The organism is Streptomyces marincola, assembly GCF_020410765.1.
Classification (GTDB): domain Bacteria; phylum Actinomycetota; class Actinomycetes; order Streptomycetales; family Streptomycetaceae; genus Streptomyces; species Streptomyces marincola.
Window position 1 is genome coordinate 4,586,637 of record NZ_CP084541.1, and the last position, 25,106, is coordinate 4,611,742.

22 protein-coding genes and 1 pseudogene are annotated in these 25,106 nt (G+C 73.8%); 13 read left to right on the forward strand and 10 right to left on the reverse strand.

Features of this window, described 5'->3' with window-relative positions:
* Positions 1-64: 64 nt before the first annotated feature.
* Entirely contained in the window at positions 65-1,603 is a 1,539-nt protein-coding gene (locus tag LC193_RS20245; protein ID WP_226076201.1) for an AI-2E family transporter, read from the forward strand.
* 49 nt (positions 1,604-1,652) lie between these two features.
* Here the strand turns inward: LC193_RS20245 and LC193_RS20250 are convergent, their stop codons facing one another.
* Positions 1,653-3,581, reverse strand: a complete 1,929-nt coding sequence (locus tag LC193_RS20250) for an alpha/beta hydrolase (protein ID WP_404819457.1) — start codon at positions 3,579-3,581, stop codon at positions 1,653-1,655.
* A 205-nt stretch (positions 3,582-3,786) separates the two neighbouring features.
* Between LC193_RS20250 and LC193_RS20255 the strand changes: the two genes are divergently transcribed.
* From LC193_RS20255 to LC193_RS20265, 3 genes are all read left to right on the forward strand, one after another.
* Positions 3,787-4,311, forward strand: a complete 525-nt coding sequence (locus tag LC193_RS20255) for a PadR family transcriptional regulator (RefSeq protein WP_226076204.1) — start codon at positions 3,787-3,789, stop codon at positions 4,309-4,311.
* Entirely contained in the window at positions 4,308-5,036 is a 729-nt protein-coding gene (locus LC193_RS20260) for an ABC transporter ATP-binding protein (RefSeq protein WP_226076205.1), read from the forward strand. Before LC193_RS20255 ends, LC193_RS20260 begins: the two co-directional genes overlap by 4 nt.
* A 237-nt stretch (positions 5,037-5,273) precedes the next feature.
* The gene (locus tag LC193_RS20265; protein WP_226076206.1) at positions 5,274-7,556 is read left to right on the forward strand and encodes an ABC transporter permease; all 2,283 of its coding nucleotides are present in this window, start codon (positions 5,274-5,276) and stop codon (positions 7,554-7,556) included.
* 134 nt (positions 7,557-7,690) lie between these two features.
* Here the strand turns inward: LC193_RS20265 and LC193_RS20270 are convergent, their stop codons facing one another.
* Entirely contained in the window at positions 7,691-9,475 is a 1,785-nt protein-coding gene (locus tag LC193_RS20270) for a hypothetical protein (RefSeq protein WP_226076207.1), read from the reverse strand.
* Positions 9,476-9,568: 93 nt separating this feature from the next.
* On the opposite strand from LC193_RS20270, the gene LC193_RS20275 reads away from it, so the two are divergent.
* From LC193_RS20275 to LC193_RS20290, 4 genes are all read left to right on the forward strand, one after another.
* Positions 9,569-10,984, forward strand: coding sequence for a serine/threonine protein kinase (locus LC193_RS20275; protein WP_226076208.1), 1,416 nt, complete (start codon positions 9,569-9,571; stop codon positions 10,982-10,984).
* A gap of 43 nt (positions 10,985-11,027) precedes the next feature.
* Positions 11,028-12,422 (forward strand): class II fumarate hydratase, encoded by a 1,395-nt coding sequence (locus tag LC193_RS20280; protein WP_226078797.1) that lies wholly within the window; start codon positions 11,028-11,030, stop codon positions 12,420-12,422.
* Positions 12,423-12,478: 56 nt separating this feature from the next.
* The gene (gene fomD, locus LC193_RS20285; RefSeq protein WP_226076209.1) at positions 12,479-13,198 is read left to right on the forward strand and encodes a cytidylyl-2-hydroxypropylphosphonate hydrolase; all 720 of its coding nucleotides are present in this window, start codon (positions 12,479-12,481) and stop codon (positions 13,196-13,198) included.
* A 93-nt stretch (positions 13,199-13,291) separates the two neighbouring features.
* Positions 13,292-15,148, forward strand: coding sequence for an ATP-binding SpoIIE family protein phosphatase (locus tag LC193_RS20290; RefSeq protein ID WP_226076210.1), 1,857 nt, complete (start codon positions 13,292-13,294; stop codon positions 15,146-15,148).
* A gap of 328 nt (positions 15,149-15,476) precedes the next feature.
* On the opposite strand, the pseudogene LC193_RS20295 reads toward LC193_RS20290, so the two are convergent.
* A pseudogene (locus LC193_RS20295) lies at positions 15,477-15,692 on the reverse strand (hypothetical protein); the annotation flags it as partial.
* The gene (locus LC193_RS20300; protein WP_226076212.1) at positions 15,692-16,669 is read right to left on the reverse strand and encodes an SPFH domain-containing protein; all 978 of its coding nucleotides are present in this window, start codon (positions 16,667-16,669) and stop codon (positions 15,692-15,694) included. The gene LC193_RS20300 and the pseudogene LC193_RS20295, both read right to left, overlap by 1 nt.
* A gap of 90 nt (positions 16,670-16,759) precedes the next feature.
* On the opposite strand from LC193_RS20300, the gene LC193_RS20305 reads away from it, so the two are divergent.
* Positions 16,760-17,437, forward strand: coding sequence for a DUF1707 SHOCT-like domain-containing protein (locus tag LC193_RS20305; protein ID WP_226076214.1), 678 nt, complete (start codon positions 16,760-16,762; stop codon positions 17,435-17,437).
* A gap of 185 nt (positions 17,438-17,622) precedes the next feature.
* Positions 17,623-17,988, forward strand: a complete 366-nt coding sequence (locus LC193_RS20310) for a WhiB family transcriptional regulator (RefSeq protein WP_404819458.1) — start codon at positions 17,623-17,625, stop codon at positions 17,986-17,988.
* A 208-nt stretch (positions 17,989-18,196) separates the two neighbouring features.
* Here LC193_RS20310 and glpX read toward each other — a convergent pair whose 3' ends face one another.
* Positions 18,197-19,228, reverse strand: coding sequence for a class II fructose-bisphosphatase (gene glpX, locus LC193_RS20315; protein ID WP_226076217.1), 1,032 nt, complete (start codon positions 19,226-19,228; stop codon positions 18,197-18,199).
* A gap of 166 nt (positions 19,229-19,394) precedes the next feature.
* Here glpX and LC193_RS20320 point away from each other — a divergent pair, with 166 nt between their 5' ends.
* Positions 19,395-20,003 carry a DUF4245 domain-containing protein gene (locus LC193_RS20320; protein WP_226076219.1) on the forward strand — a complete coding sequence of 203 codons (609 nt, stop codon included), beginning with the start codon at positions 19,395-19,397 and terminating at the stop codon, positions 20,001-20,003.
* A 36-nt stretch (positions 20,004-20,039) separates the two neighbouring features.
* Here the strand turns inward: LC193_RS20320 and LC193_RS20325 are convergent, their stop codons facing one another.
* Together LC193_RS20325 and xseA are read right to left on the reverse strand one after the other, a co-directional pair.
* Entirely contained in the window at positions 20,040-20,348 is a 309-nt protein-coding gene (locus LC193_RS20325; protein WP_404819459.1) for an exodeoxyribonuclease VII small subunit, read from the reverse strand.
* A 35-nt stretch (positions 20,349-20,383) separates the two neighbouring features.
* Complete coding sequence (gene xseA, locus LC193_RS20330) at positions 20,384-21,619, reverse strand: exodeoxyribonuclease VII large subunit (RefSeq protein WP_226076224.1); 1,236 nt, start codon at positions 21,617-21,619, stop codon at positions 20,384-20,386.
* Positions 21,620-21,680: 61 nt separating this feature from the next.
* Here xseA and LC193_RS20335 point away from each other — a divergent pair, with 61 nt between their 5' ends.
* On the forward strand, positions 21,681-22,664 hold the full coding sequence (locus LC193_RS20335; RefSeq protein WP_226076227.1) for a 4-hydroxy-3-methylbut-2-enyl diphosphate reductase: 984 nt from the start codon (positions 21,681-21,683) through the stop codon (positions 22,662-22,664).
* Between the two features lie 39 nt (positions 22,665-22,703).
* On the opposite strand, the gene LC193_RS20340 is transcribed toward LC193_RS20335, so the two are convergent.
* Entirely contained in the window at positions 22,704-23,210 is a 507-nt protein-coding gene (locus LC193_RS20340; RefSeq protein ID WP_318842172.1) for a DUF6542 domain-containing protein, read from the reverse strand.
* 152 nt (positions 23,211-23,362) lie between these two features.
* On the opposite strand from LC193_RS20340, the gene ychF reads away from it, so the two are divergent.
* A complete protein-coding gene (ychF, locus tag LC193_RS20345) occupies positions 23,363-24,451 on the forward strand; it encodes a redox-regulated ATPase YchF (RefSeq protein WP_226076230.1) in 1,089 nt (362 codons plus the stop codon).
* Between the two features lie 129 nt (positions 24,452-24,580).
* Here the strand turns inward: ychF and LC193_RS20350 are convergent, their stop codons facing one another.
* Both LC193_RS20350 and LC193_RS20355 read right to left on the reverse strand, forming a co-directional pair.
* A complete protein-coding gene (locus LC193_RS20350) occupies positions 24,581-24,844 on the reverse strand; it encodes a type II toxin-antitoxin system RelE family toxin (RefSeq protein WP_226076233.1) in 264 nt (87 codons plus the stop codon).
* A complete protein-coding gene (locus tag LC193_RS20355) occupies positions 24,837-25,106 on the reverse strand; it encodes a type II toxin-antitoxin system Phd/YefM family antitoxin (protein ID WP_226076234.1) in 270 nt (89 codons plus the stop codon). The genes LC193_RS20350 and LC193_RS20355 overlap by 8 nt, the downstream gene beginning before the upstream one ends.

Sequence of the window (25,106 nt, forward strand, 5' to 3'; positions counted from 1 at the left end):
CGCGCCGGCAGGGTAACGTCGTCCCGCGCATGGCGTGAGGAAACTGGGGGCGGAGGTAATCGGGATGTCAGGTCTTGGTCGGCTGCGGACCGGCTTGTCGCGTGTGGGAGAGAAGGTCTCCGGCTTCCGGGCCGCCGCCGAGCGGGAGCAGGAGCGCCGCGAGTACGAGGCAGGCCGGCTCGGGGAACGGGAGGCCGAGGCCGCGGGCGTCGTCGAGGACACCGGCACCGGGCCGGCGCGGAGAGAGCGTTATCCGGCCGAGGTCCGCGAGGGGGTGAGCGGCGGGGCCGCCGCGGGCGGGCCGCCCTCGGCACCCATGGGCCCGGGCGGGGGGGAGCCGCCCGGGACGGTGTCCGAGAGCCCGCCGCCGGCGCCGCGCCCCAAGCCCGCGGAGGCGATCCCGTGGGGGGTGCGGGTCGCCGCCGAGGCCGGCTGGCGGACGCTGGTCATCGCGGCCGTGCTGTGGGTGCTCATCCGGGTGGTGGGCGCCGTCAGTCTGCTGGTCATCTCCTTCGCCGCCGGCCTGCTGATCACCGCGCTGCTCCAGCCGTTCGTCGGCTGGCTCAAACGGGTCGGATTCGGCCGCGGCGCGGCGACGGCGGTGACCGCGTTCGGCGGCTTCGCGGTCATCGGCCTGATGGGCTGGTTCGTGGTCTGGCAGGTGATAGAGAACTCCGAGGACCTGACCGGCCGGGTCCAGGAGGGCGTCGAGGAACTGCGGGACTGGGTGCTCGAACTGCCCTTCGACATCACCGAGGACAACCTCGACAGCTGGGTCGACGACATCAACGAGTGGATCAGCGACAACAGCGACACGCTGACCTCGGCCGGGCTCGAAGGCGTCAACTACGTCGTCGAGTTCTTCACCGGCGCCGGCATCACGCTGTTCGTCGTCCTCTTCCTCCTGTACGACGGCCGGGGCGTGTGGCACTGGTTCCTGCGGCTGGTGCCCAGGGCGGCCCGCGAGGGCGTCGCGGGGGCGGGCCCCCGGGCGTGGATCACGCTGACCGGCTACGTGCGCGGCACGGTGATAGTGGCGTTCATCGACGCGGTGGGCATCGGCATCGGCCTGTTCGTGCTCGACGTGCCGATGGCCGTGCCGCTCGCGGTGATCGTCTTCGTCTCCGCGTTCGTCCCCCTGGTCGGCGCCATCGCGTCGGGAGCGCTCGCCGTGCTCGTGGCGCTCGTGACGAACGGCCTGGTGGACGCGTTGATGGTGCTCGGCGTGGTGCTGCTGGTCCAGCAGATCGAGGGGAACGTGCTCCAGCCGTTCATCCTGGGCCGGATGGTGCGGGTCCACCCGCTCGCGGTCGTGCTCGGCGTCGCCGCCGGATCGATGCTCGCCGGCATCCCCGGCGCGGTCGTCGCGGTGCCGCTCATCGCGGTGACGACCACGGTCGTGAGCTACCTGCGGGCCTACCAGGAGGAGGCCGACCGGCGCGCGCACCAGCAGCGTTCCGGCGCCACCGTCGGCGCACTCGCCCCCACCCCGCCACCGGCGGGGCCCACGGTGACCACGGGCGGCGAAGGCCCGCGCGAGGGGAACGGCGGCGGGCACGGCAACGGCCGCCCGGCGGACCCGCAGGACGGCCCGCGCCCCTGACGGCGCCGGCGCGGCGGCGGGGCCTCGGGCGCCGGCCGCCGCGCCCGGCTCAGCCGGCCCAGCCGTGCTTCGGCGGGTGGCGCAGTTCGAGCAGCCGGCCGAGGCGTTCGGTGTCCGTCGGGGTCCAGCCCTCGGGCGGCGCGATGGCCGCCCAGGCGTCGACCGGGTTGGAACCGTAGCGGTGGCCGTGCGGCGCGGGCGCGCCGTAGGAGACCGCCATGTCCACGGTGGTCTGCCAGAACGTGACGAACGGGAACCAGTCGATCGACGAGGTGACGTCGGGCCCGAGCGGTTCGTTCAGCCACTCGGGGCGCTTGAACAGCAGGTCGGGCGACCACCACACGACCGGGTCCGACGCGTTCTGGAGGTAGACGATCCGGGGTTCCTCCCACACCTGCCCCTCGGGCAGCCGCAGATCGCTCTCGGGGAACTGCGCGAAGCGGACGTGCCGCCCGTCGTCGTACACCGGCCGCCACACCGGGCTGCCCGGGTCGCGTTCCGCCGTCAGCTCGCTGTGGATCGGGCTGAAGTCGGGCGGGCCGATCATCAGGGCGCCGTCCGTCCTGGCGACCATGTCGTCCAGGTCGTCGAACGCCGACTCCACCGCCGAGACGGCCAGGCTCTCGCCGAACACCAGCAGCGTGGGCCGTTCGTCCTCCGGTTCCTGCTCCCAGCGGGCGTGCACGGCGTCGAACAGCGCCTCGGTGGCCAGGCCCGCCTCGTTCCTGTCCACCATGAACGAGGCCCAGCTCGGCAGGTAGGAGTACTGGAGGGTGACGACGGCCGTGTCGCCGCCGTGCATGAACTCCAGCGCCTCGACCGTGGTCGGGTTCACCCAGCCGGTGCCGGTGGTGCCGGTGACGGCGAGGACCTCGCGGTCGAACGCGTTGGTGCGCTCCAGTTCGCGCACGGCGAGCTCGGCCCCGTCGGCGTAGTCGTCGTAGGCGGCGCGGCCGACGTAGGCGCGGATCGGGTCGAGCGCCTCCGCGCCGGTGAAGCCCGCGATCTCCTCGCGGGAGATGGCGCTGCCGGTGAACGTCCGCCCCTTGTTGCCCAGGTCCTCCCAGGAGATGAGGGAGTCGGGACTGCCGGAGAGCATCGGTGAGTACGGCCGCATGACGCCGGGGTCGGTGCTGCGGTCCTTCGCCGCGGCCAGCCGGTCCGCGATGCCCAGGATGCCCCGGTCCCACACGACGTCCCTGGTCCCGATGACGACGATCGTGGTGGACATCGCCAGCCCGAGCGCGACGGCGACCGGCCACGGCACGAACCGGTTCAGCAGCCGGTTCAGCCACCGCGTGCCCAGGCGGACGGCGCGGGCCGCGAGCAGCAGGAGCGCGAGCACCGCGAGCGAGATCAGCGCGATCATCAGCGAGTGCCAGGTCAGGGTCGGCGGCAGGTCCTGGAGCCGGCGCAGCTCGCGCTGCATGTCGGCGCTGCGGCCCAGCATGTAGGCCACGGCGAGCGGCAGCAGCAGCAGGTACGCCAGCCAGCAGCGGGCCCGCACCCGTTCGCTCGGCTGCCAGGGCGAGAGCAGCCGGAACAGCCAGGCGGCCAGCGCCCCGAGACCGTACCCGATGGCCGCGGTGATGCCGCCGATCGCGCCCTGGTAGTACCAGGGGCGCGGTACCAGCGAGGGCGTCAGGGAGAGCCAGAAGAAGAAGGTGGCGGCCAGGCAGCCCGTGAGGTCGGGCCAGCGCCGCACCACCCACGTGGAGCCCGGCCGTTCCCAGTAGGGCTGCCGGGCGATGGCCACGGCGAGGCGGCGGGCGGTGAGGACGGCGCTGCGCGCCTCCTCGGCGCGCGCGGCGCCCACCGCGATGGTGCGCGCGGCGACGGTCCGCGTCGCGGTGGTGGGCGGCCGGCCCGGCGCCGCGCCCCCCGCGGGCCCGGTGGCGGTGGCCTCGGCCGGCCGGCCGGCGGCGCCGGAACCGGGCACGTGCTCCGGATCGGCGTCCGGCGCCGTCTGTTCTGTCACTGTCTCTCCGCCCCATCTGCCCCGGCTTCGGTGCTCCCTCACGCTAGGGGATCAGACGCGGTGGCGGCAGACGACGTTGCGTCCTTGCGCCCTTTCCGTGCTGCCCGGGTGACGCCGCGGGCGGCGTCGTCCGGGCGCGGCGGGGGCGGCGTACCCCCCGGTCCGCTATACAGACGGTGTATACATCGTGTGTATAGTGCGGTGCATGTCCATCAGTCACACGCTGCTCGGCCTGCTCGAAGCAGGGCCGAGACACGGGTACGACCTCAAGCGGGCCTTCGACGCGCGTTTCGGGCAGGACCGGCAGCTGCACTACGGCCAGGTCTACTCGACGATGTCGCGGCTGCTGAAGAACGGCCTCGTGGAGGTCGACGGCGTCGAGCCGGGCGGCGGCCCCGAGCGCAAGCGGTACGCCATCACCGACGCGGGGATCACCGATGTCGCGGAATGGCTCGGCACGCCAGAGAAGCCGGAGCCCTACCTCCAGAGCACCCTGTACACCAAGGTGGTGCTCGCCCTGCTCACCGGACGCGACGCGCAGACGCTGCTCGACACGCAGCGCACCGAGCACCTGCGCCTCATGCGCGAACTGACCCGGCGCAAGCTGAACGGCGACCTCGCGGACCAGTTGATCTGCGACCACGCGCTGTTCCACCTCGAAGCCGACCTGCGCTGGCTCGACCTCACCGCCGCCCGCCTCGACCGGCTCGCATCGGAGATCACCCCATGAGCACCACGGAACACCAGAACGCCGACGCCCGGGCGGCCCGGGTGGCCCCGCCCCCGCTGCTCGCCGCGGCGGATCTGCACAAGACCTACGGCGCCACACCCGCGCTCGCGGGCGCCGACTTCACCATCGGCGCCGGCGAGGTCGTCGCCGTGATGGGCCCGTCCGGCTCGGGGAAGTCCACCCTGCTGCACTGCCTGGCCGGCATCGTCCCGCCGGACTCCGGCACCGTTTCCTACCAGGGGCGCGACCTCGGCGGGCTCTCCGACGCGGAACGCAGCGCGCTGCGCCGCGCGGACTTCGGTTTCGTGTTCCAGTTCGGTCAGCTCGTGCCCGAGCTGACCTGCGAGGAGAACGTGGCCCTGCCGCTGCGCCTGACCGGTACCGGCAGGAAGGCCGCCGCGGCCCGCGCGGCCGAGTGGCTGGAACGCCTTGAGGTCGCCGACGTGCGCCACCACAGGCCCGGGCAGATCTCCGGTGGGCAGGGGCAGCGCGTCGCGGTGGCCCGCGCCCTGGTCGGCACCCCGCGCGTGGTCTTCGCGGACGAACCGACCGGCGCGCTCGACTCGTTGAACGGCGAACGCGTCATGCAACTCCTGGTCGGCGCGGCCAGGGAGACCAGCGCGGCCGTCGTCCTCGTCACGCACGAGTCACGCGTCGCCGCCTACTCGGATCGCGAGGTCGTGGTCCGCGACGGGCGCGCCCGCGACATGGCAGGTGCCCTGTGAGCGGCGGGCGGGCGGCCACGCGGTCGTGTGGTCAGGGGAGGCGCGGGTGTGGCCGCGCGGCCGGAGAAGCGAACGGGGTAGAGCTGTGAGCGACGGGCGGGCGGCCACGCGGTCGTGTGGTCAGGGGAGGCGCGGGTGTGGCCGCGCGGCCGGAGAAGCGAACGGGGTAGAGCTGTGAGCGGCGGGCGGGCGGCCACGGGGTCGCGCGGTGGATGGGCGCGGGACCTCGTTCTCGGGATGAGGTTCGCGCTGACCGGCGGTCCTGGCTGGGCACGCACCCTGCTGACGGCGGCCGGGGTCGGCCTCGGGGTGGTCGTGCTGATGCTGGCGGCGTCGGTGCCGCACATGCTCGCGGAACGGGACGCGCGCGCCGACGCCAGGACGCCCATCCACCTGGGGGAGGACGCGGAGGCCGGGCAGGACACGGTGCTGACCGCCTACGCCGGCACCGAGTACCGGGACGCGATGATCGGCGGCCTGGAACTGCAACCGGACGCGGGCGTCGAGGAGACCACGGCGCAGCCGCCGCCGGGAGTCGACGCGTGGCCGGGGCCCGGCGAGATGGTCGTGTCCCCCGCCCTGCGCGACCTGCTCGACTCGGAGGACGGCGGGCTGCTGGCCGAACGGCTCGACCACACGACGGTGGGCATCATCGGGCCCGAGGGCCTTGAGGGCCCGAGCGAGCTGTACTACTACGCGGGCGTCGACACGCTGGAGCACGGCGACGACATGCGCGTCGGGGGCTTCGGCACGGCGGTGGCGGAGTCCCCGTTGCCCGCCATCCTGGTGCTGCTGATCCTCGTGCTGTGCGTGGTGCTGCTGATGCCGGTCGCGGTGTTCATCGCGACCGCCGTGCGTTTCGGCGGGGAACGGCGGGACCAGCGGCTCGCCGCGCTGCGCCTGGTGGGCGCGGACGCCGACATGACCCGGCGGATCGCGGCCGGTGAGGCCCTGGTGGGCGCGCTGTTCGGGCTGGTGGCCGGTGTGGGCGCGTTCCTCGCGCTGCGGCAGTACCTCGGCTCCGTCACCGTGTGGGAGTTCAGCGCCTACCCGCGGGACATCGTGCCGTCCCCGGTGCTGACGATGCTGATCCTGGTCGGCGTGCCGGTCGCGGCCGTGGCCGCCTCGCTGTTCGCGCTGCGCGGCGTGGCGATCGAGCCGCTCGGGGTGGTGCGCGAGAGCACCGTGCGCCGTCGGCGTCTGATGTGGCGCCTGGTGCCGGGAGCGCTTGGCCTGCTGCTGCTCCTGCCGTTCACGGGCCCCTTCACCGGCGACAGCGGGGTGGAGCAGATCCGGGTCGCCAGCGGTGTCGTGCTGCTGCTCGCGGGGGTCACGGTCCTGCTGCCCTGGCTGGTCGAGCGCGTCGTCGGGCTGCTGCGCGGCGGCCCGGTCTCGTGGCAGCTCGCCACCCGGCGGCTCCAGCTCGGCTCGGGCGCCGCGGCCCGGACCGTCAGCGGCATCACCGTCGCGGTCGCCGGCGCCACGGCGCTGCACATGCTGTTCTTCGGAGTGCGGACCGACCAGACGGAGTTCACGGGCCACGACCCGGACCGGGCGCAGCTCAACGTGAGCCAGGCCGTGTCCGAGGACGACGACGGCACGCGCCTGATCGACCGGCTGGAAACGGTGCCGGGGGTCACGGCCGTCTTCGGGACCGTGTCGGACACCGCGCTGCCCCAGGGCTCGGCGGCGTCGAACGGCGCGGTCACCGTGATCGTGGGCGACTGCGCCACGCTCAGGGAGGCCACGCGGGCGGAGAGCTGCGAGGACGGCGATGTGTTCCTGGCCGACGACGGGTCCCGGGACACGGCGCTGCCGGCACCCGGCGAGGAACTGCTCCTCGGCCACGACCTGACGGCGGACGGCGCGGAACGGCGCCTGTGGACGGTGCCGGAAACGGCCTCGGTCATCGACGTGCGGCCGGACGCGCGGGGGGTGACACGGGAGGTCGCCGTATACGCCACGTGGGGTGCGTTGGACCCCGGCCGGCTCCAGGCCCCCTGGCTGGAGGTGATGCTGCGCGTCGACCCCGGGAGCGCGGACGTCGTCGAGCGGGTCAGGAACGCCGCCTGGGAGGGGGAGACGCGCGCCTCGGTGTGGCAGCTGCGCAGTGAGACCGTCTCCGACGAACTGCTCGGCATCCAGCAGGGGCTGCTGGTGGGCGCCACCGGGGTCATGCTGCTCATCGGCGCCAGCATGATCGTGTCGATGTTCGAGCAACTGCGTGAGCGCAGGCGCCTGTTGTCCGTACTCGTCGCCTTCGGGACCCGGCGGAGCACGCTGGCGGCCTCGGTGCTCTGGCAGACGGCCGTTCCTGTGGTGCTCGGCCTCGCCGTGGCCGCCCTCATCGGCACGGTGCTGGGCGCGGTGCTCATGTCCCTGGCGGGTCTGCGGGTCGGCGGCTGGACCGCCTTCCTGCCGATGGCCGGGGCCGGAGCCGGGGTGATCGCGCTGGTGACCCTCGCGAGCCTGCCGCTGCTGTGGCGCCTGATGCGTCCGGCGGGCCTGCGCACCGAGTGACGAGCGGCGCGCCCGCCGGCGCCCGGCCCGCCCCCGGCTCGCGCCCGCCGGCGCCCGGCCCGCCCCCGGCTCGCGCCCGCCGGCGCCCGGCCCGCGCCCGCGCCCGGCCGGGCGGCCGGAGCTCCCCGACGGGCTCAGTCGCCGGACGTACCGGTCGGCGGGGGCAGCCTGCCGAGGGCGCGCCGCAGGCGTGCGATGTCCTTCCTGATACCACCCACCTCCTCCCGCGAGGCCAGGTGCGCGCGCACGTCGAGCACCCACTCGTAGTCGCTCCTGAGCCGCTGGAGCCGGCGCACCCCCGCCGCGCCGGCCGGGCGCGGCACCCTCGCGAGGTCGTCGCCGAGGCGTATCAGCTGCTCGTCGGTCGCCCGGGCCGCGCGCTCCGCTTCGGCCAGCAGGACGGCGGCCCGCTCCGCGGGCAGGGCCGCCAGCAGGCCGCGCCGCCTGGCCGCCGCGCGGACGCGGCGTGCGCGACGGCCGTGCGGCGTGAGGTTCCGCGCGAGGAGCGGCAGCAGAAGCGCCGCGACCGCGAGGAGCAGGATCTGCGCCGCCGTCCGCAGCCCCGCGTCGTCCGTGCCACCGGTCGCCGGCTCCGCGCCGCCGGCCGCCGGCTCCGCGATGCCGAGCCGGTCCATCTCACCCAGCAGGTCGGTCAGGGTCTCCCCGAGGAACGCCTCGCTGCCGTGCGCCCAGCCGGCCGCCTCGACGAACGCGGCGTCACCGGTCGCCGAGGTGTCCCGTACATGGCCGCCGTGGTAGGGGTCGACGGTGAACACCGCGACGTTCCGCCCGTCGGGTGCCACCAGCTCCGCGAGCGCGGACTCCTCGCTCGGCAGGGTGCCACCGGCCCGCAGTTCGAGTACGGGGTGCGGCAGGAAGGCCACGCCTGCCGCCGGGTCCGCCGCGGCCAGCTCCTCCCCGAGCGCGGCCAGCTCCTCCGGCCCGGTCCGCCAGTCGGATATGCCCGGGTGAACGTAGACGGGGGCCTCCGCGAGCGCGTCCCGCGCGGTCTCGGTGACCTCGGTGGGGGAGAGCAGCGCGGCGAGCAGCGCCAGCCGCTGCGGCACCTCGCGGACCGGCAGGTCCGTGATGGCGGAGGCGCCGATGACCGTCTCCAGGTCGCTGATGTCGAACGGCACGTCGGGCCCCGCGCCGAACACCGCGGCGAACGACCCGTCGTCCTCCCACTGGATCAGGACGGCCACGCCGTCGTCGGGCAGCCCGGTGAGCATCGGGGCCTGCGCCTCGGCCAGATCCCCGCCGAGGCCGGAGACGAGCGCGGCCCGCACGTTCGGCACTCCGGCGAAGGAGTCGCGCAGCAGGGCGGCGTCCAGCTCGGGGAAGGCCGCGGTGACGGCCGGGTCGACGAAGAACGGCTCCGCGCCCGCGGTGGCGGCGACCGCGGGCCGCAGGTCGTTGTCCAGGGCGTCGGGCAGCGACAGCAGGAAGTGGCCCGAGGGGATGCCGACGCGCGCGTACATCTCCTCCGACAGCTGCTCCGTGCTCACCGGGACGTCCGCCACGGCCCAGGCGTACGCCCTGCTCGGACTGTCGCTCACGGGCGTGTGCACCTCGTTGAACACGAGGTAGACGCCCGGCTCGCCGACCCGCGCGGCCAACTCCTCGGCCGCCGCGTCCCCCTCGGGTATCTCCTCGGTCAGCAGCGCCACCCTGACCGGTGTCCGCGCCTCCGCGTAGCGGGCGCGCATCAGCGCCAGGGCCTGCTCGTCGATGTCCTCGTAGTCCTCGGCCGCCCACACCCCCGGCCCCGCCGCCAGCGCGTCGGCCGCCTCCGCCAGCTGCTCCGCCGCCCGCGCCGGCGGGGCCAGGAGCAGACCGGCCAGCAGCACCCACGCCGTCAGGCCGGCGAGTGCCGCCGACCGCGCCGCCCGGCCCGCCGGGCCCGGCCCTTTCCGCATCGCGCCCCCGCCCGATCGCCCCGTCCGTTCCTCGCTGTGCGATCCTAGGCCGTCGCACTGACAGCCCGGCAAGTGAACGGCGGGGGGTGGCCGATGGCGGTGGGCGACGTCGTCGAGGGCCGGTACCGGCTGGTCGGCAAGCTCGGCGAGGGCGGCATGGGCCAGGTCTGGCGCGCGCACGACCAGCGCCTCGGCCGGGATGTCGCGGTGAAGACCGCGACGGACGGCGCGGACACCGAGCTCGTGCGGCGGCTGCAACGGGAGGCCATGGCCATCGCCAGGCTGGCCCACCCGCACATCGTCACGGTGCACGACCTGTTCACCGGGACGTTCGAGGGCCGCTCCGCGGTGTTCCTCGTCATGGAACTCGTGCCGGGCCGGTCCCTCGCCCAGCGCCTCGCGGACGGCCTGCCGGACATGGCCGAGGCGCTTGAGTGGGCCGCGCAGATAGCGGACGCGCTGGCCGCCGCGCACGCGCCCGGGGTCGGCATCGTGCACCGGGACCTCAAACCCGGCAACGTGATGCTGAGTCACGACCGCGTCAAGCTGCTCGACTTCGGAATCGCGCGGTTCGCCGAAGGGCTGGGCGAGCAGCGGCGCACCTCCATCACGGCCACGGGAACGGTCATCGGCACGCCCGACTACATGGCGCCCGAGCAGTGCACCGGCGGGGCCGTTGACGCCGGGACCGACCTGTACGCGCTCGGCTGCGTCCTGTTCCGCATGCTGACCGGGCGCACCGTCTTCCCGCCCGGCGGGACCGTGATGCAGGTCATGTACCGGCAGGTGCACGAGGCGCCCGAGCCGCCGAGCGCGCTGCGGCCCGGGCTGCCGGACGAGGTGGACGCGTTCGTGCTCCGGCTGCTCGCCAAGGACCGCGCCGACCGCCCGGCCTCGGCCGCCGAGGTGCGCGACCGGCTCCGTTCCCTGGCCGCCGCCGCTCGCACGGTGCGGGGCACGCGCGCCCCGGCACCGCCCGCCCGGGAGGGGGGCACGGCGGAGCCACCCGCCGGACGCCGGGAGGAACGGCGTTCAGTGACCGCGTCGGCGGCGGGCCTTCGGGGCGGCCCTGACACGGCGGACGAACGGCCGGCGGATGAACGGCCCGGGAACGAAGGGCTCGGGAACGAAGGGCTCGGGAACGAAGGGCCCGCGGCCGGGCGCACCCCAGACCCCGGGCGGGCGGCGCGGGGCGCCGCGGGCGCCGGCCCCCGGGCGTCGGCGGACCGCCGGTCCCCCGTCGCCGGGCGCCTGGCGCCGAGCGAGGCCGGTGACCTGCGGCTGCGCTCGGAACGCGCGCTGGCGGCCCGTTCCCCGGAACTGTGGGCCGAGCTGATCCCCGACCTCGCCAGGTACTACGGACCCGACGGCTGGCCGACCGAAGTGGCCTGCGTCCACTTGGGGGCGCTCCCTTCACCCCTGCGTGTCTCCGTCGCCGACGCGTTGAAGCGCGAACACGGCGCGTGGCGCACGCGGCGCGCCCGCAAAGCGCTGCGGGCAAGCGGGTGACCCCCGGCTGAGGCCGCCGGGTAGATTCGTCCCCATGAGTGGCATGACTGGTACGAACGAATACCGCGTCGAGCACGACTCGATGGGCGAGGTGCGGGTGCCCGCGGACGCCAGGTGGCGCGCGCAGACGCAGCGTGCCGTGGAGAACTTCCCGATCTCGGGCCAGCGCATCGAGCGGTCGCACATCGCCGCCCTCGCGCGGATCAAGGCGGCGGCGGCCACGGTCAACGCCGAGCTCGGCGTGATCGAGAAGGACATGGCCGAGGCCATCGTCCAGGCGGCGGACGAGGTGGCCGAGGGCCGCTGGGACGACCACTTCCCCGTCGACGTCTTCCAGACCGGCTCCGGCACCTCTTCGAACATGAACACCAACGAGGTGCTCGCGACGCTGGCGACCGAGCGCCTCGGCCGCCCGGTGCACCCCAACGACCACGTCAACGCCAGCCAGTCCTCCAACGACGTGTTCCCGTCCTCGATCCACATCGCCGCCACCGGGGCGGTGACCGGCGAGCTGATCCCGGCCCTGGTGCACCTGGCCGAGTCGCTGGAGCGCAAGGGCGCGGAGTTCGCCGAGGTGGTGAAGTCGGGGCGCACGCACCTCATGGACGCGACCCCCGTCACCCTGGGGCAGGAGTTCGACGGGTACGCCGCTCAGGTGCGTTACGGCGTGGAGCGCCTCAACGCCTCGCTGCCCCGGCTCGCCGAGCTGCCGCTCGGCGGCACCGCCGTCGGGACGGGCATCAACACGCCGCCCGGTTTCTCCGCCGCCGTCATCGCCGAGGTCGCCCGCACGACCGGGCTGCCGCTGACCGAGGCCCGCGACCACTTCGAGGCGCAGGGCGCCCGGGACGGCCTGGTGGAGGCCTCGGGCCAGCTGCGGACCATCGCCGTGTCGCTCACCAAGATCTGCAACGACCTGCGCTGGATGTCCTCCGGGCCCCGCACGGGCCTCGCCGAGATCGCCCTGCCCGACCTCCAGCCGGGCTCCTCGATCATGCCGGGCAAGGTCAACCCGGTGATCCCCGAGGCCGTGCTCATGGTCGCCGCGCAGGTCATCGGCAACGACGTGACGGTCACCACGGCCGGCGCCTCGGGCAACTTCGAGCTGAACGTCATGCTCCCGGTGATCGCCAAGAACCTGCTGGAGTCCGTCCGGCTGCTGGCGAACGCCTCCCGCCTGCTCGCCGACCGCACGGTCGACGGCATCACGGCGAACGCGGAACGGGCCAAGGAGTACGCCGAGTCCTCGCCCTCCGTGGTGACGCCGCTCAACCGGTACATCGGCTACGAGGCCGCGGCGAAGGTCGCCAAGCAGGCGCTCGCCGAGCGCAAGACCATTCGCGAGACGGTACTCGATGCGGGGTATGTCGAGCGCGGCGAGTTGACGATCGAGCAGCTCGACGAGGCCCTCGACGTGCTGCGCATGACCAGGCCGTGAACAACCCGGCCGCCGGATGCGCCCGCTGTCCGCGTCGACCCGAATACCATGTGTAGATGACAACGGGAACAGACGCGACAGGCGGCGCGCATCCATGGCGGCCGGGGGACCACATCCTGTGGCGCTACCGCGCCAACGGGTCCGACCTGTTCCACATCTGCCGCCCGGTCACCGTGGTCCGGGACGCGCCGGGGCTGCTCGCGGTCTGGATGGCTCCCGGCACCGAGTGCATCAAGCCGGAGCTGGCCGACGGGACCGCGGTCCACGACGAGCCGCTGGCCACCCGCTACACCAAGCCGAGGACCACGGTGCGGTCCCGCTGGTTCGGGGCCGGCGTGCTCAAGCTGGCCCGCCCCGGCGAACCCTGGTCCGTGTGGCTTTTCTGGGATCGGGGCTGGCGCTTCAAGAACTGGTACGTCAATCTTGAGGAACCCCGGCGGCGGTGGCCGGGCGGGGTCGATTCCGAGGATCACTTTCTCGACATCGCGGTCTACCCCGACCGCAGCTGGGAGTGGCGGGACGAGGACGAATTCGCCCAGGCGCAGCAGGCGGGCCTGCTGGACGCCGGGCAGGCGGAACGCATCCGCGCGGCCGGTCGCGAGGCGACCCGGCTCATCCGCGCCTGGGGGCGTCCGTTCTCCGAGACCTGGGCCTCCTGGCGGCCGGATCCGCGCTGGCGGACCCCCCAGCTGCCCGGAGACTGGGACCGGCCCGCCACCGGCCCGGCCCCCGTCGCGGAGGCCCGCCGCCTGCCGCCCCGCCCGAGAGCCTCTTGAATCGACCCCGGCCGACAACCGTAGGATCGACCCCCACAACCGCACAACGCCCCCACACCGCACGCTAGTTCCCGCCTGGATGGACTTCCCCTCGTGACGGACCCGACCCCACCGCAGCCCGTGGCTCGCACGGCGGACGTACCCGCGTTCGCCGACAGCTCGGGGCTTCCGCACGCCCGCTCCGAGCCGGAGTCCGTCGAGCAGCCACCCGCGCGTCCGGCGTCGGGCGAGGGACTGAACGGCGGGACGGGCGACAACGACCGGCTGCGGTTCGTGGGTGCGGCCACGCGCCGCATCGCGCGGGGGCTCGACCTGGACGAGATCGTGCTCGGCCTGTGCCGCGCGTCGGTGCCGACGTTCTCCGACGCCATCCTCGTCTACCTCCGGCATCCGCTGCCCGTCGGCGACGAGCAGCCCGTCACGCCGTGGGTCCTCAAGCTGCGCAGGACCGACCGCATTCCCGAGGCACTGGCCCTCGGCTCGGTCGGCGACCCGCGCGCGGACGCCTCGGGTCCCGTGCTCCCCATGCTGGCCAGCGCGACCCCGCTGGTCGAGGTGCGCGGGAACGGGCCGCTCGCCGAGGTGCTGCGGGGCGTGCGGCCGGTGTTCGTGGAGTCCCAGGTGCCCAAGGCCGCGCTGCGCGAGCTGACCGGGGCGGTGGCGCTGCCCGAGGGGCAGCGCGCGATCCTCGCGCCGCTGCGCGGCCGGCGCCGCGTGATCGGCGCGGCGGTGTTCCTGCGCCGGCCCGACCGGCCGTCGTTCGAGGCGGAGGACCTCCAGGTCGCGCAGCAGCTCGCGACCCACTCGGCGCTCGGCGTCGACAAGGCGGTGCTGTACGGGCGCGAGGCGTCGATCGCCGACGAGTTGCAGCGCACGATGCTCCCCGACGACCTGCCGCAGCCGACGGGCGTGCGGCTGGCGAGCCGCTACCTCCCGGCCGCGCAGTCCGCGCGCGTCGGCGGCGACTGGTACGACGCGATTCCGCTGCCCGGCAGCCGCGTGGCCCTGGTCGTCGGCGACGTGATGGGGCACTCGACGACCTCGGCGGCCATCATGGGCCAGCTGCGGACGACCGTGCAGACGCTGGCCGGGCTCGACCTGCCGCCGCAGGAGGTGCTGCACCACCTCGACGAGCAGGCGCAGCGCCTGGGCACCGACCGCATGGCGACCTGCCTGTACGCGGTCTACGACCCGGTCGCGCACCGCATCACGGCGGCGAACGCGGGGCACCCGCCGCCCGTCCTGCTGCACGTGGACGGGTCGACGGAGGTGCTCGACCTGCCGCCGAACGCGCCGATCGGCGTGGGCGGCGTCGACTTCGAGACGGTGGAGCTGGCCGCGCCCGCGGGCGCGACCCTGGTGCTGTACACCGACGGCCTGGTGGAGTCCCGCAGCCGCGACGTCATGACCGGCGTGGAGCACCTGCGCGGGCGGCTGGCCGAGATCTCGCGGCTGGTCCGGCCCAACTCGGCGGCGCCGCTCGAACCGCTGTGCGACGAGATCCTGGACATCGTCGGCCCCGGCGACCGCGACGACGACATCGCGCTGCTCGCGGCCAGGTTCGAGGGCATCGCGCCCGACGACGTGGCGTACTGCCGCCTGGACCCGCGCGCGGAGTCGGTGCGCGAGGCCCGGCGGCTGGTGCGCGAGAGCCTGGCGCGCTGGGAGCTGGGCGAGCTTGAGGACTCGGTCGAGCTGCTGGTCAGCGAGGTCGTCACGAACGCGGTCAGGTACGCGGAACGCCCGGTCTCGGTACGGCTGCTGCGCACCGACGTGCTGCGCTGCGAGGTCGGGGACGACGTGCCCCAGCTGCCGCGGCTGCGGCAGGCGGGCCCGGCGGACGAGGGCGGGCGAGGCCTGTACCTCGTGCAGCGGCTGGCGCGGCAGTGGGGGGCGACGCGGCTGAGCACGGGCAAGCTGGTGTGGTTCGAGATGGCACCGCCGCCCTAGCTGCTCCGCCTCGCGGGCGCCCGGCCCGTTCTGCGACCGCCGGCGTCGGACGGCGCGTTCGGCGCGACGGCCGAGAGCCCGGACAGCAGGCCACGGCCCTGCCGCGCGGCAGTCCGCCCCGCGACCGCGCGGGCCTCTCGCCGTCGCGGAGTGGACTTCAGCTTCCGGCGGATTCGGTCGGTTCGGCCGTTCCGTCCGGCTCCCGGCCCGCCTCGGCGGCCTGGCCGGTCCCCGTGTCCCTGTGGTCGTCGGTCGCGTCGCCGCCGCGCGCCCGTTCGCTGTCGCCGCGCGTTCGCCCCTGACCGTCCGCCGGGCCCGCCCGGTGCCCGGCCCCGGGCGGCCGGCCGCGCCTGGGGTGCGGCCGGGCGCCGGACGGCAGCCGTCCGGCTTCCCTGAGCGCCTGGCGCAGCAGGTAGTCGATCTGCGCGTTGGTGCTGCGCAGCTCGTCCGCCGCCCACTTGCTCAGCGCGTCGTGGACGGCCGGGTCGAGCCGCAGCAGTACTTGCTTGCGCGCCCGCCCGCGCGGCGCGGAACCCTCGGTCACTAGTAGAGCGACCCGGTGTTCAGCACGGGCTGGGGGGAGCGGTCGCCGCACAGGACGACGAGGAGGTTGGAGACCATCGCGGCCCTGCGCTCGTCGTCGAAGTCGACGCTGTCCAGTTGCGCCAGGCGCTCCAGCGCGGCCTCCACCATCCCGCACGCCCCGTCGACAATGGTCTCGCGTGCGGCGACCACCGCGCTGGCCTGCTGGCGCTGGAGCATGGCCGAGGCGATCTCGGGGGCGTAGGCGAGGTGGGTGAAGCGCGATTCGATGATGCGCACGCCCGCCGCGCTGACCCGGGCGGTCAGCTCGACGGCCAGCTTCTCGGTGATCTCCTCCGCGTCACCGCGCAGGGACAGCTGGTCCTCGCCGTGGGCGTCGTAGGGGTACTCGATGGCGATGTGCCGGACGGCCGACTCGGTCTGCGTGCCGACGAATTCGATGAAGTCGTCCACCTCGAAGCTCGCCTGCGCGGTGTCCTCGACCTGCCAGACGATCACGGCGGCCAGCTCGATCGGGTTGCCGTCGGCGTCATTGACCTTGAGGACGGCCGTCTCGTGGTTGCGCACCCGGGTGGAGATCTTGGCGCGGGTGGTCAGCGGGTTGACCCAGCGCAGGCCGTCCTCGCGGATGGTGCCGGTGTAGCGGCCGAAGAACTGGACGACGCGGGCCTCGCCGGGCGCGACCATGTTCAGCCCGGTCATCAGGAAGAGCGAGGTGAGGAACGCGAGGGCGCCCACGACGATGAGCGTCACACCGAGCGCGGTGGACGCGTTGACGGTCACCGGGATGCCGATGAAGACGACGGCGAGGCCGGCGAGCGTGCCGAGGAAGGTGAGGAGGAGCGCGAAGCCGCCCGGCACGCTCCGGGCGCGGATCTCCCGCACGCGGGGGGCCGGCATGTCCGGGGTGTCGGGGGTGTCGATCGCGCGGTGGGACGTGGCGCCAGGGGCGGGTGTGCCGGGAGTTTCCGTTGTCATGCGTTCCTCGCTCGGTGCGTTAGCAATCTGATAGCACTTTATCCTACGGGGGGCTGGTCGCGATGTATCGCGTATCTGTAGGCTGGCTCCGTGAACGCTGACAATCCGCCCGCCGTGCCGCTGGACAAGCAGCCTGTCCGGGCTTCCGACGCGGACCGTGACCGGGTAGCCGACATCCTCAGGGAGGCGCTGGCCGAGGGGCGGCTCGACCCGGATGAGCACTCCGAGCGGGTCGAGGCGGTCTTCCGCTCCAAGACCATGGGCGAGCTCGAACGGCTGATCGCGGACCTGCCGGCCGGTCAGCGGCCGGCCCACGGGCCGCAGTTCGTGCCCGGCCCCTACCGGCCGGCCCCGCCGCCGTACCCGCACCAGGCGCGTGTCCCGCACGGTCCGCCCGCGGCCAACGCGACGAACGTGGTGGCCGTGCTCAGCGGCACCGCACGGCAGGGGCGTTGGCGCGTGCCCGGCAGGGTGAACGTCGTCGCCGTCTGCGGCGGCGCCGAACTCGACCTGACCGAGGCGGTCTTCGAGCAGCAGTATGTCGTCGTCAACGCGACGGCGATCTGCGGCGGCATCGAGATCAAGGTGCCGGAGAACGTGACCCTGCGCGGCGCCGGAAGCGGCGTCATGGGCGGTTTCGAGGTGCGCGAGGCCGAGTCGCCCGAACCCCGGGCCCCCGTGGTGGTCGTCCAGGGGGTCTCGGTCTTCGGCGGCGTGGAGGCGAAGCGCGTCCCGGGCAAACTGGTGCGCGACCTCGGCCAGGGGTGACCCGGGCGGCTGATACGACCGGCGACGTTGTCGCTCCGTGCATAAGCGTGCGCACAGCGGGTAGGGCTGGGGGGACCGTCACTCGTATGGCCGCACGGCGGGAAGGGTGAACTGCGGCTTCTCCCTTGACGAGTGAGGGTCCATCAGCCAGGAGCGACCTCCGTAGCCGTCGTCAGGAGTTGACCGTGCTGCAATCGTCACCGCCACAAGAGTCCCCGTGGCCACAAGCCGGCCCCGCGCAGCGCAGGTCGAGAGACGTCGCCGGGCCCTGGCACTCGGAGGCCGCGTGCCGGCGCGACGAGGCGGGGCTGTTCTTCGCCCCGTCGCAGGAGCCGACCGCGGCCCGGCTCTCCCGTGAGCAGGCGGCGAAGTCGGTGTGTGCCCGGTGCCCCGTTCTCCTCGAATGCCGTGAGCACGCGCTGCTCCAGCCCGAGCCGTACGGCGTGTGGGGCGGCCTGACGGCCGCCGAGCGCCGCGTCGTGCTCAGCCGGAGGCGGCGCCGTGAGGCCGCCACGGGTGGCCGCGGCGCGGACATCACCCGCATCGCCTGACACACCCGGTACACACAGGCCGTCCGCAGCGACGCCCGTCCGGCCCGTACCCGCCCGGGCCCGGGTCCCGCTCCGGCGTCCCGGCCGGCGCCGTTCTCCACCGCGCGTCCAGCCGGCCTCCGGCCGTGCCGTGCCGCGACCCGTGCCGTGCCGCCGGGTGGCGGCACGGCACGGGCGGCCACCGGCTGAGCCGCCCCGGGCGTCCGCCTCAGCGGCCGGCGTCGAAGTCGACGGCGCTGTAGGCGCGCAGCTTGGCCAGCCGGTGGGTCGAGTCGATCTGCCGGATGGTGCCGGAGCGGGAACGCACCACGAGCGACTGCGTGGTGGCCGTCTCCGCGCGGTAGCGCACGCCGCGCAGCAGCTCGCCGTCCGTGATGCCGGTGGCGACGAAGAACACGTTCTCGCCGCGGACCAGGTCGCCGGTGTGCAGAACCCGGTCCAGGTCGTGGCCCGCGTCCAGCGCCGCCCGCCGTTCCGCGTCGTCCTTGGGCCACAGCTTGCCCTGGATCGTGCCCCCGAGGCAGCTGATCGCGCACGCGGCGATGATGCCCTCGGGGGTGCCGCCGACGCCGAGCAGCAGGTCGACCCCCGTGCCCTCCCGCACGCTCATGATCGCGCCCGCCACGTCCCCGTCCTGGATGAACTTGATCCGCGCCCCGGCCTCCCGCACCTGCCGCACCAGCTCGGTGTGCCGCGGCCGGTCCAGGATGCACACGGTCACGTCCGCGGGGGAGCCGCCCTTGGCCTTCGCCACCCGCCTGATGTTCACCGCGGGCGGCGCGTCGATGTCCACGAACTCCGCGGCTTCCGGCCCGGTGGCCAGCTTGTCCATGTAGAAGACGGCGCTCGGATCGAACATCGCGCCCCGTTCCGCGACCGCGAGCACCGAGACGGCGTTGCCCATGCCCTTGGCGGTGAGGGTCGTTCCGTCCACCGGGTCGACGGCCACGTCGCACTCGGGCCCCGAGCCGTCGCCGACGCGTTCGCCGTTGAACAGCATCGGCGCTTCGTCCTTCTCGCCCTCGCCGATCACGACGACGCCGTTCATCGAGACGGTCGAGATCAAGGAGCGCATGGCCCGCACGGCGGCGGCGTCCGCGCCGTTCTTGTCGCCGCGCCCGACCCAGCGGCCCGAGGCCATGGCCCCAGCCTCGGTGACGCGGACGAGTTCGAGCGCGAGGTTCCTGTCGGGGGCTTCCGGGGCGACATCGAGCGGGGGCGGAAGATGGTGATCGGTCATCGGCAGCGACCTTTCTTCTCCGGGGCTGCTCCGGGCCGTGGTGCGGGGACCCTACGACTCTAACGCTCCGGGAACAGATGAGCAGTATCGCCTTCGGATGAGCGAACGCGGGGGCGCCTGCGGTGGCCGGCCCGCCATGCGCGACCATGGGGGAGTGGTGAACGACGTGACGACGGACGAAGGCCGGACCCCCGACACGGCATCCGGTCGGGCGGCCGATGACCGGACGGCCGCCGCCGACGCGCCCTCCGCCCGGCGGCGGCGTTTCGAGTCGGTGCGGAACATGGTGCTGTCCCTGGCCGTGATCTGCGGCGGAGCCCTCGCGCTCGTCGCGCTCAACCCGGAGGACCAGCCCGAGGGCGCGACACCCACCGTCTCGTACGAGGTCGAATCGGCCACGGCCGCCCGCGCCGCGCCCTACGACCTGCTGGTCCCCGAGGGGCTGCCCGAGGAGTGGCGCGCCACCTCCGTCCGCTACGAACCCGAGGGCGAGCACGGCGCGACCTGGCGCCTCGGCTTCCTCGACCCGGACGAGGAGTACGTCGCACTCGCCCAGGCGGACGGCACCCCCGAGGACTTCGTCACCGCGATGACCAGGGAGGCCGCCGACACCGGCGAGTCCGAGCGGGTCGGCGGCCAGGAGTGGGCGCGCTGGGAGGGCGACAAGTACGACGCGCTCGTGCTCCGCGAGCCCGGGTCGACCACCCTGGTCATGGGCACGGCCGGCTTCGAACGGCTGGCGGAGTTCGCCGGCGCGCTCGACGTCGTCGGCTGACCCGGCGCCCCTCGCCGCCGCCCGGCCCGCGGCGCGTCACCCCCGCGTGTCGTCGGCCCCGTCCCCGTCAGCCGGCCGACCCCGTTCCGCGTCGGCCGTCGTGCCTGCCTCCCCGGCACCGGTCTCGCCGTCGGCCTCGGCCTCGTCGCCGCCCGCCAGGGCCGCGTCCAGCCGCGCCCTGGCTCCTTCGAGCCATCCCTCGCAGATCCGCGCCAGCTCCTCGCCGCGCTCCCAGAGCGCGAGCGACTCCTCCAGGGTCGCCCCGCCGGCCTCAAGCCGGCGCACGACATCGATCAGTTCATCCCTGGCCTGCTCGTAACCGAGCGCGGCCCCCGCGTCCGCCACCTCGTCCGCCTCCTTCGCTTCCGTCCCGCGTCGCGTCACCCTATGCCGCCGGCTCCCGGCGCCCGCCCGCCGACCGTCACGGTGAACGCGCCGTCCGCCACCCGGGCCCGCAGCACCTCGCCGTCCTTCACCTCGCCCGCCTCCCGCACCGCCGCCCCGTCCTCACGCTGGAGCACGGCGTAGCCCCGGCGCAGCGTCGCCGCCGGCGACAGCGCCACGACCCGCGCCCTGGTGTGCTCCACATCCGCGCGCGCCCGGTCCAGCAGATGCGCCAGCGTGCGCCGGGAGCGCCCGAGCAGCGCCGCAAGCTCCTCTGCGCGACCATCCACCAATCGGTGCGGCTCGGCCAGCGCCGGGCGGCTGCGCGCCGCGGCGAGACCCCGCTCCTCCCGGTCGATCCGCGATGCGAGCACCCACCTGGCCCGGTCCCGCAGCTGCCGGACCCGCGCCAGCTCCTCGCCCACCTCGGGCACCACGCGCTTGGCCGCGTCCGTCGGCGTGGACGCCCGCACGTCCGCGACCAGGTCCAGCAGCGGCGAGTCAGGCTCGTGCCCGATCGCGGACACCACGGGCGTGCCGCAGGCCGCGACGGCCCGCACCAGCGACTCGTCGGAGAACGGCAGCAGGTCCTCCACGCTGCCGCCGCCCCTGGCCACCACGATCACGTCCACCTCGGGGTCGGCGTCGAGATCGCGCAGCGCCTCGATCACCTGCGGCACGGCGTGCACGCCCTGCACCGCCACGTTCCGCACCGCGAATCGGACGGCGGGCCAGCGCGACCGCGCGTTCCGCAGGACATCGCGCTCGGCCGCCGACGCCCGGCCCGTCACGAGCCCGACGCAGCCGGGCAGGAACGGCAGCCGCCGCTTGCGCGCGTCCGCGAACAGCCCCTCCGCGGTCAGGGTCCGCTTCAGCCGCTCCAGGCGCACCAGCAGCTCGCCGACCCCCACAGGACGGATCTCCGCCGCCCGCAACGACAGCTCACCGCGCGGCGCGTACCACTCCGGCTTGGCCAGCACCACCACGCGGGCTCCCTCGCCCACGGCGTCCGCGACCCGGTCGAACACGGCCCGGTAGCAGGTGACGCGCACCGACACGTCGAGCGAGGGGTCCCGCAGGGTGAGGAAGACCACGCCGAGCCCGGGCCGGCGCGAGAGCTGGGTCACCTGACCCTCCACCCACACCGCGCCGAGCCGCGCGATCCACCCGCCGATCAGCCGGGACACCTCGCCGACCGGAATCGGCGCCTCCGCCGAGGTCTGTACAGCCATGCCGACCACGCTAGCGCCGAGCACCGACAGTCAGGTCCGGCCGCACCCTTACGATGGGCCCATGGCCAACGACACCGACCGCCGCCGTGTCCTGCTCGCCGCGCCCCGCGGATACTGCGCGGGAGTGGACCGCGCCGTCATAGCTGTCGAGCGCGCCCTCGAACAGTACGGCCCGCCCGTCTACGTCCGCCACGAGATCGTGCACAACAAGTACGTGGTCCGCACCCTGGAGAAGAAGGGCGCCGTCTTCGTCGAGGAGACCTCCGAGGTGCCGGAGGGCGAGATCGTCATCTTCTCCGCGCACGGCGTCTCGCCCGAGGTGCACAAGGAGGCGGAACGCGGGCGGCTCGCCACCATCGACGCGACCTGCCCGCTGGTCACCAAGGTCCACAAGGAGGCCGTCAGGTTCGCCAAGGAGGACTACGACATCCTCCTCATCGGGCACGAGGGCCACGAGGAGGTCATCGGCACCAGCGGCGAGGCCCCCGAGCACATCACCCTGGTCGACGGCCCCGACGACGTCGCGGGCGTCGAGGTCCGCGACCCGTCCAAGGTCGTCTGGCTCTCCCAGACCACGCTGTCCGTCGACGAGACGATGGAGACCGTCGACGCGCTGAAGCAGCGCTTCCCGCAGCTGGTCAGCCCGCCGAGCGACGACATCTGCTACGCCACGCAGAACCGCCAGACCGCCATCAAGCAGGTCGCGGCCGACGCCGACCTCGTGCTCGTCGTCGGCTCGAAGAACTCGTCGAACTCCGCCCGCATGGTCGAGGTCGCCCTGGGCGCGGGCGCGGGCGCGGCGTACCTCGTGGACAACGCCGAGGAGATCGACGAGGCGTGGCTCGACGGAGTGGCCACCGTGGGTCTCTCGTCCGGCGCGTCCGTGCCCGAGGTCCTGGTCGACGGCGCGCTCGCCTGGCTCGCGGAACGGGGCTTCGAGGACGTGGAGGTCGTTCAGCCGATGCGGGAGCACATCCAGTTCTCGCTCCCGAAGGAACTGCGCCGCGATCTGCGCGCGGAGGCCGCGGCGAAGGTCCGCGACTGACGGAGGGCGCCCGCGAGGGGCCGGGGCGGTCCGGGGCGTTCAGCGGCCGGGCCGCCGGCCCCGCCCTGAGCCGCGCCGGCCGAACCTCCGGCGCAGCAGGTGGAGCCCTTTGCGCACCGCGGTGATCGCCACCGCGGCCAGTGTGCCGAGGAACACCCACGGCGCGCGCAGCGCCAGTTGCGCCACGGTGTCCGCAGGCCCGGCGGAGAGCAGGAGCCCCGCGGCGAACGCGATGGGTGCCGCGATCGGCGCGCAGACCAGGTCGGCGGGCCTGACCCAGACCGCGGCGGCGACCGACGCGGCGACGAACACCACCCCGTAGAGGGTGGGCGCGCCGCCCAGCAGGTGGCACAGCCGGCCCGCCGCCACCATGGTCACCGTGGCCAGCACACCGCAGCCGAGGCCCGTGAGCCGCGGCCGGGGAAGCCGCCGCCGCGGGCGCGGCCCCGGCCGTGCCGCCGGGTGGCCCGCCGGGCGGGGCACCCGCGTCCGCACCACGGCCGGCGGGCGCCGTGCGTGACGGGTTGTGTGCGTAGTGTGTTCCACGGTCCCACGGTAAGCCGGGGCCCGCGGGGTAGGAGGGCATGGACACGCCTGCGGCCCGTATGACTGTCCGCCCGGGCCGCCGGTGCGCCGTCGCGGCGCCCGTAGACTGGGAGACCGGCCCCAGCCCGCCTCTTCGTCCCGGGAAGTCTCACGTGTCGCTCACGATCGGTATCGTCGGCCTGCCCAATGTCGGCAAGTCGACCCTCTTCAACGCCCTGACCAAGAACGACGTGCTCGCGGCCAACTATCCGTTCGCCACGATCGAGCCCAACATCGGCGTCGTGGGCGTCCCGGACGCGCGGCTCGCGCGGCTGGCGGAAGTCTTCGAGTCCCAGCGCGTCCTGCCGGCCACCGTCGACTTCGTCGACATCGCGGGCATCGTCCGCGGCGCGAGCGAGGGCGAGGGGCTGGGCAACAAGTTCCTGGCCAACATCCGTGAGTCGGACGCGATCTGCCAGGTCATCCGCGCCTTCCACGACGAGAACGTGGTGCACGTGGACGGCAAGGTCTCGCCCAAGAGCGACATCGAGACGATCGACACCGAACTGATCCTCGCCGACCTCCAGACCGTGGAGAAGGTGCTGCCCAGGCTCCAGAAGGAGGCCAGGATCAAGAAGGACAGGCAGCCGGTCGTCCAGGCCGTCGAGGAGGCCAAGGCCATCCTTGAGGAGGGCCGCACCCTGTTCTCCGCGGGCATCGCCCAGGGCACGGAACGTGCCGAGCCGCTGCACGAGCTGCACCTGCTGACCGTGAAGCCGTTCCTCTACGTGTTCAACGTGGACGAGGACGAGCTGGTCGACGAGGCGTTCAAGGAGGAGCAGCGCGCGCTGGTCGCCCCCGCGGAGGCGATCTTCCTGAACGCGAAGCTGGAGGCCGATCTGGCCGAGCTGGACGAGGACGAGGCGCTCGAACTGCTCCAGACCGTCGGGCAGACCGAACCCGGTCTCGCCACCCTGGCGCGCGTCGGCTTCGGCACCCTCGGCCTCCAGACGTACCTGACCGCGGGCCCCAAGGAAGCGCGGGCCTGGACGATCAAGAAGGGCGCCACCGCGCCCGAGGCGGCCGGAGTGATCCACACCGACTTCCAGAAGGGCTTCATCAAGGCCGAGGTGATCTCGTTCGACGACCTGATGGACGCCGGCTCGGTCGCCGAGGCCCGCGCCCGCGGAAAGGCGCGCATGGAGGGCAAGGACTACGTGATGCGCGACGGCGACGTGGTGGAGTTCCGCTTCAACGTGTAGTCGCGTGCTCGCCGTACGTCAGGCCTTGAGTCGAAGGTGGACGTCGGAAGGGGTCGGGCTCTGTCGAGTCCGGCCCCTTGGCCGTCACCGTGCTGGATGGGTGACGTTCTGCCGTGTGGTCAGCGGCGATCAGGTGTCGTAAACGGTGGACCGGTGTCCCACGTGAACGACCCAGACCACCAGTTCTCCGTTGTCGATGGTGTAGACGACGCGGTAGTCGCCGACGCGCAGGCGGCGCCGTTCGGGCTGGGACACGAGCGCGGTGGTGTTGAAGCCCAGGGGGTCGGTCTCCAACTCGGTCAGCTTGGCCAGGATGCGCAGCGCCATGTCGCGGGGAATCTTCCGAAGCTCAGCCTGTGCCTCGGGGCGGAAGACGGTTCGGTACTCACTCACCGCGTGCCAGTGTCTCCCTCATGACGTCCTCGATCGGGACGCCAGGTGCGGGGTTGGCCATGCGCTCGTCGATGATGCGGTTGATCTCGCGCTCTTCCCACTCCTGGTACCTGCGCAGTACCTCGATGGAGACGACGGCGGCGACTTCCTTGCCCCGGCGCGTGATCACTGTGGGTACGTCGTCGCGATCGGCGCGCTCCACGACCTCGGCGAGGTGGGCACGCACATCGCGGATGGACTCTATGGGCAGCGGCTGCGTCAT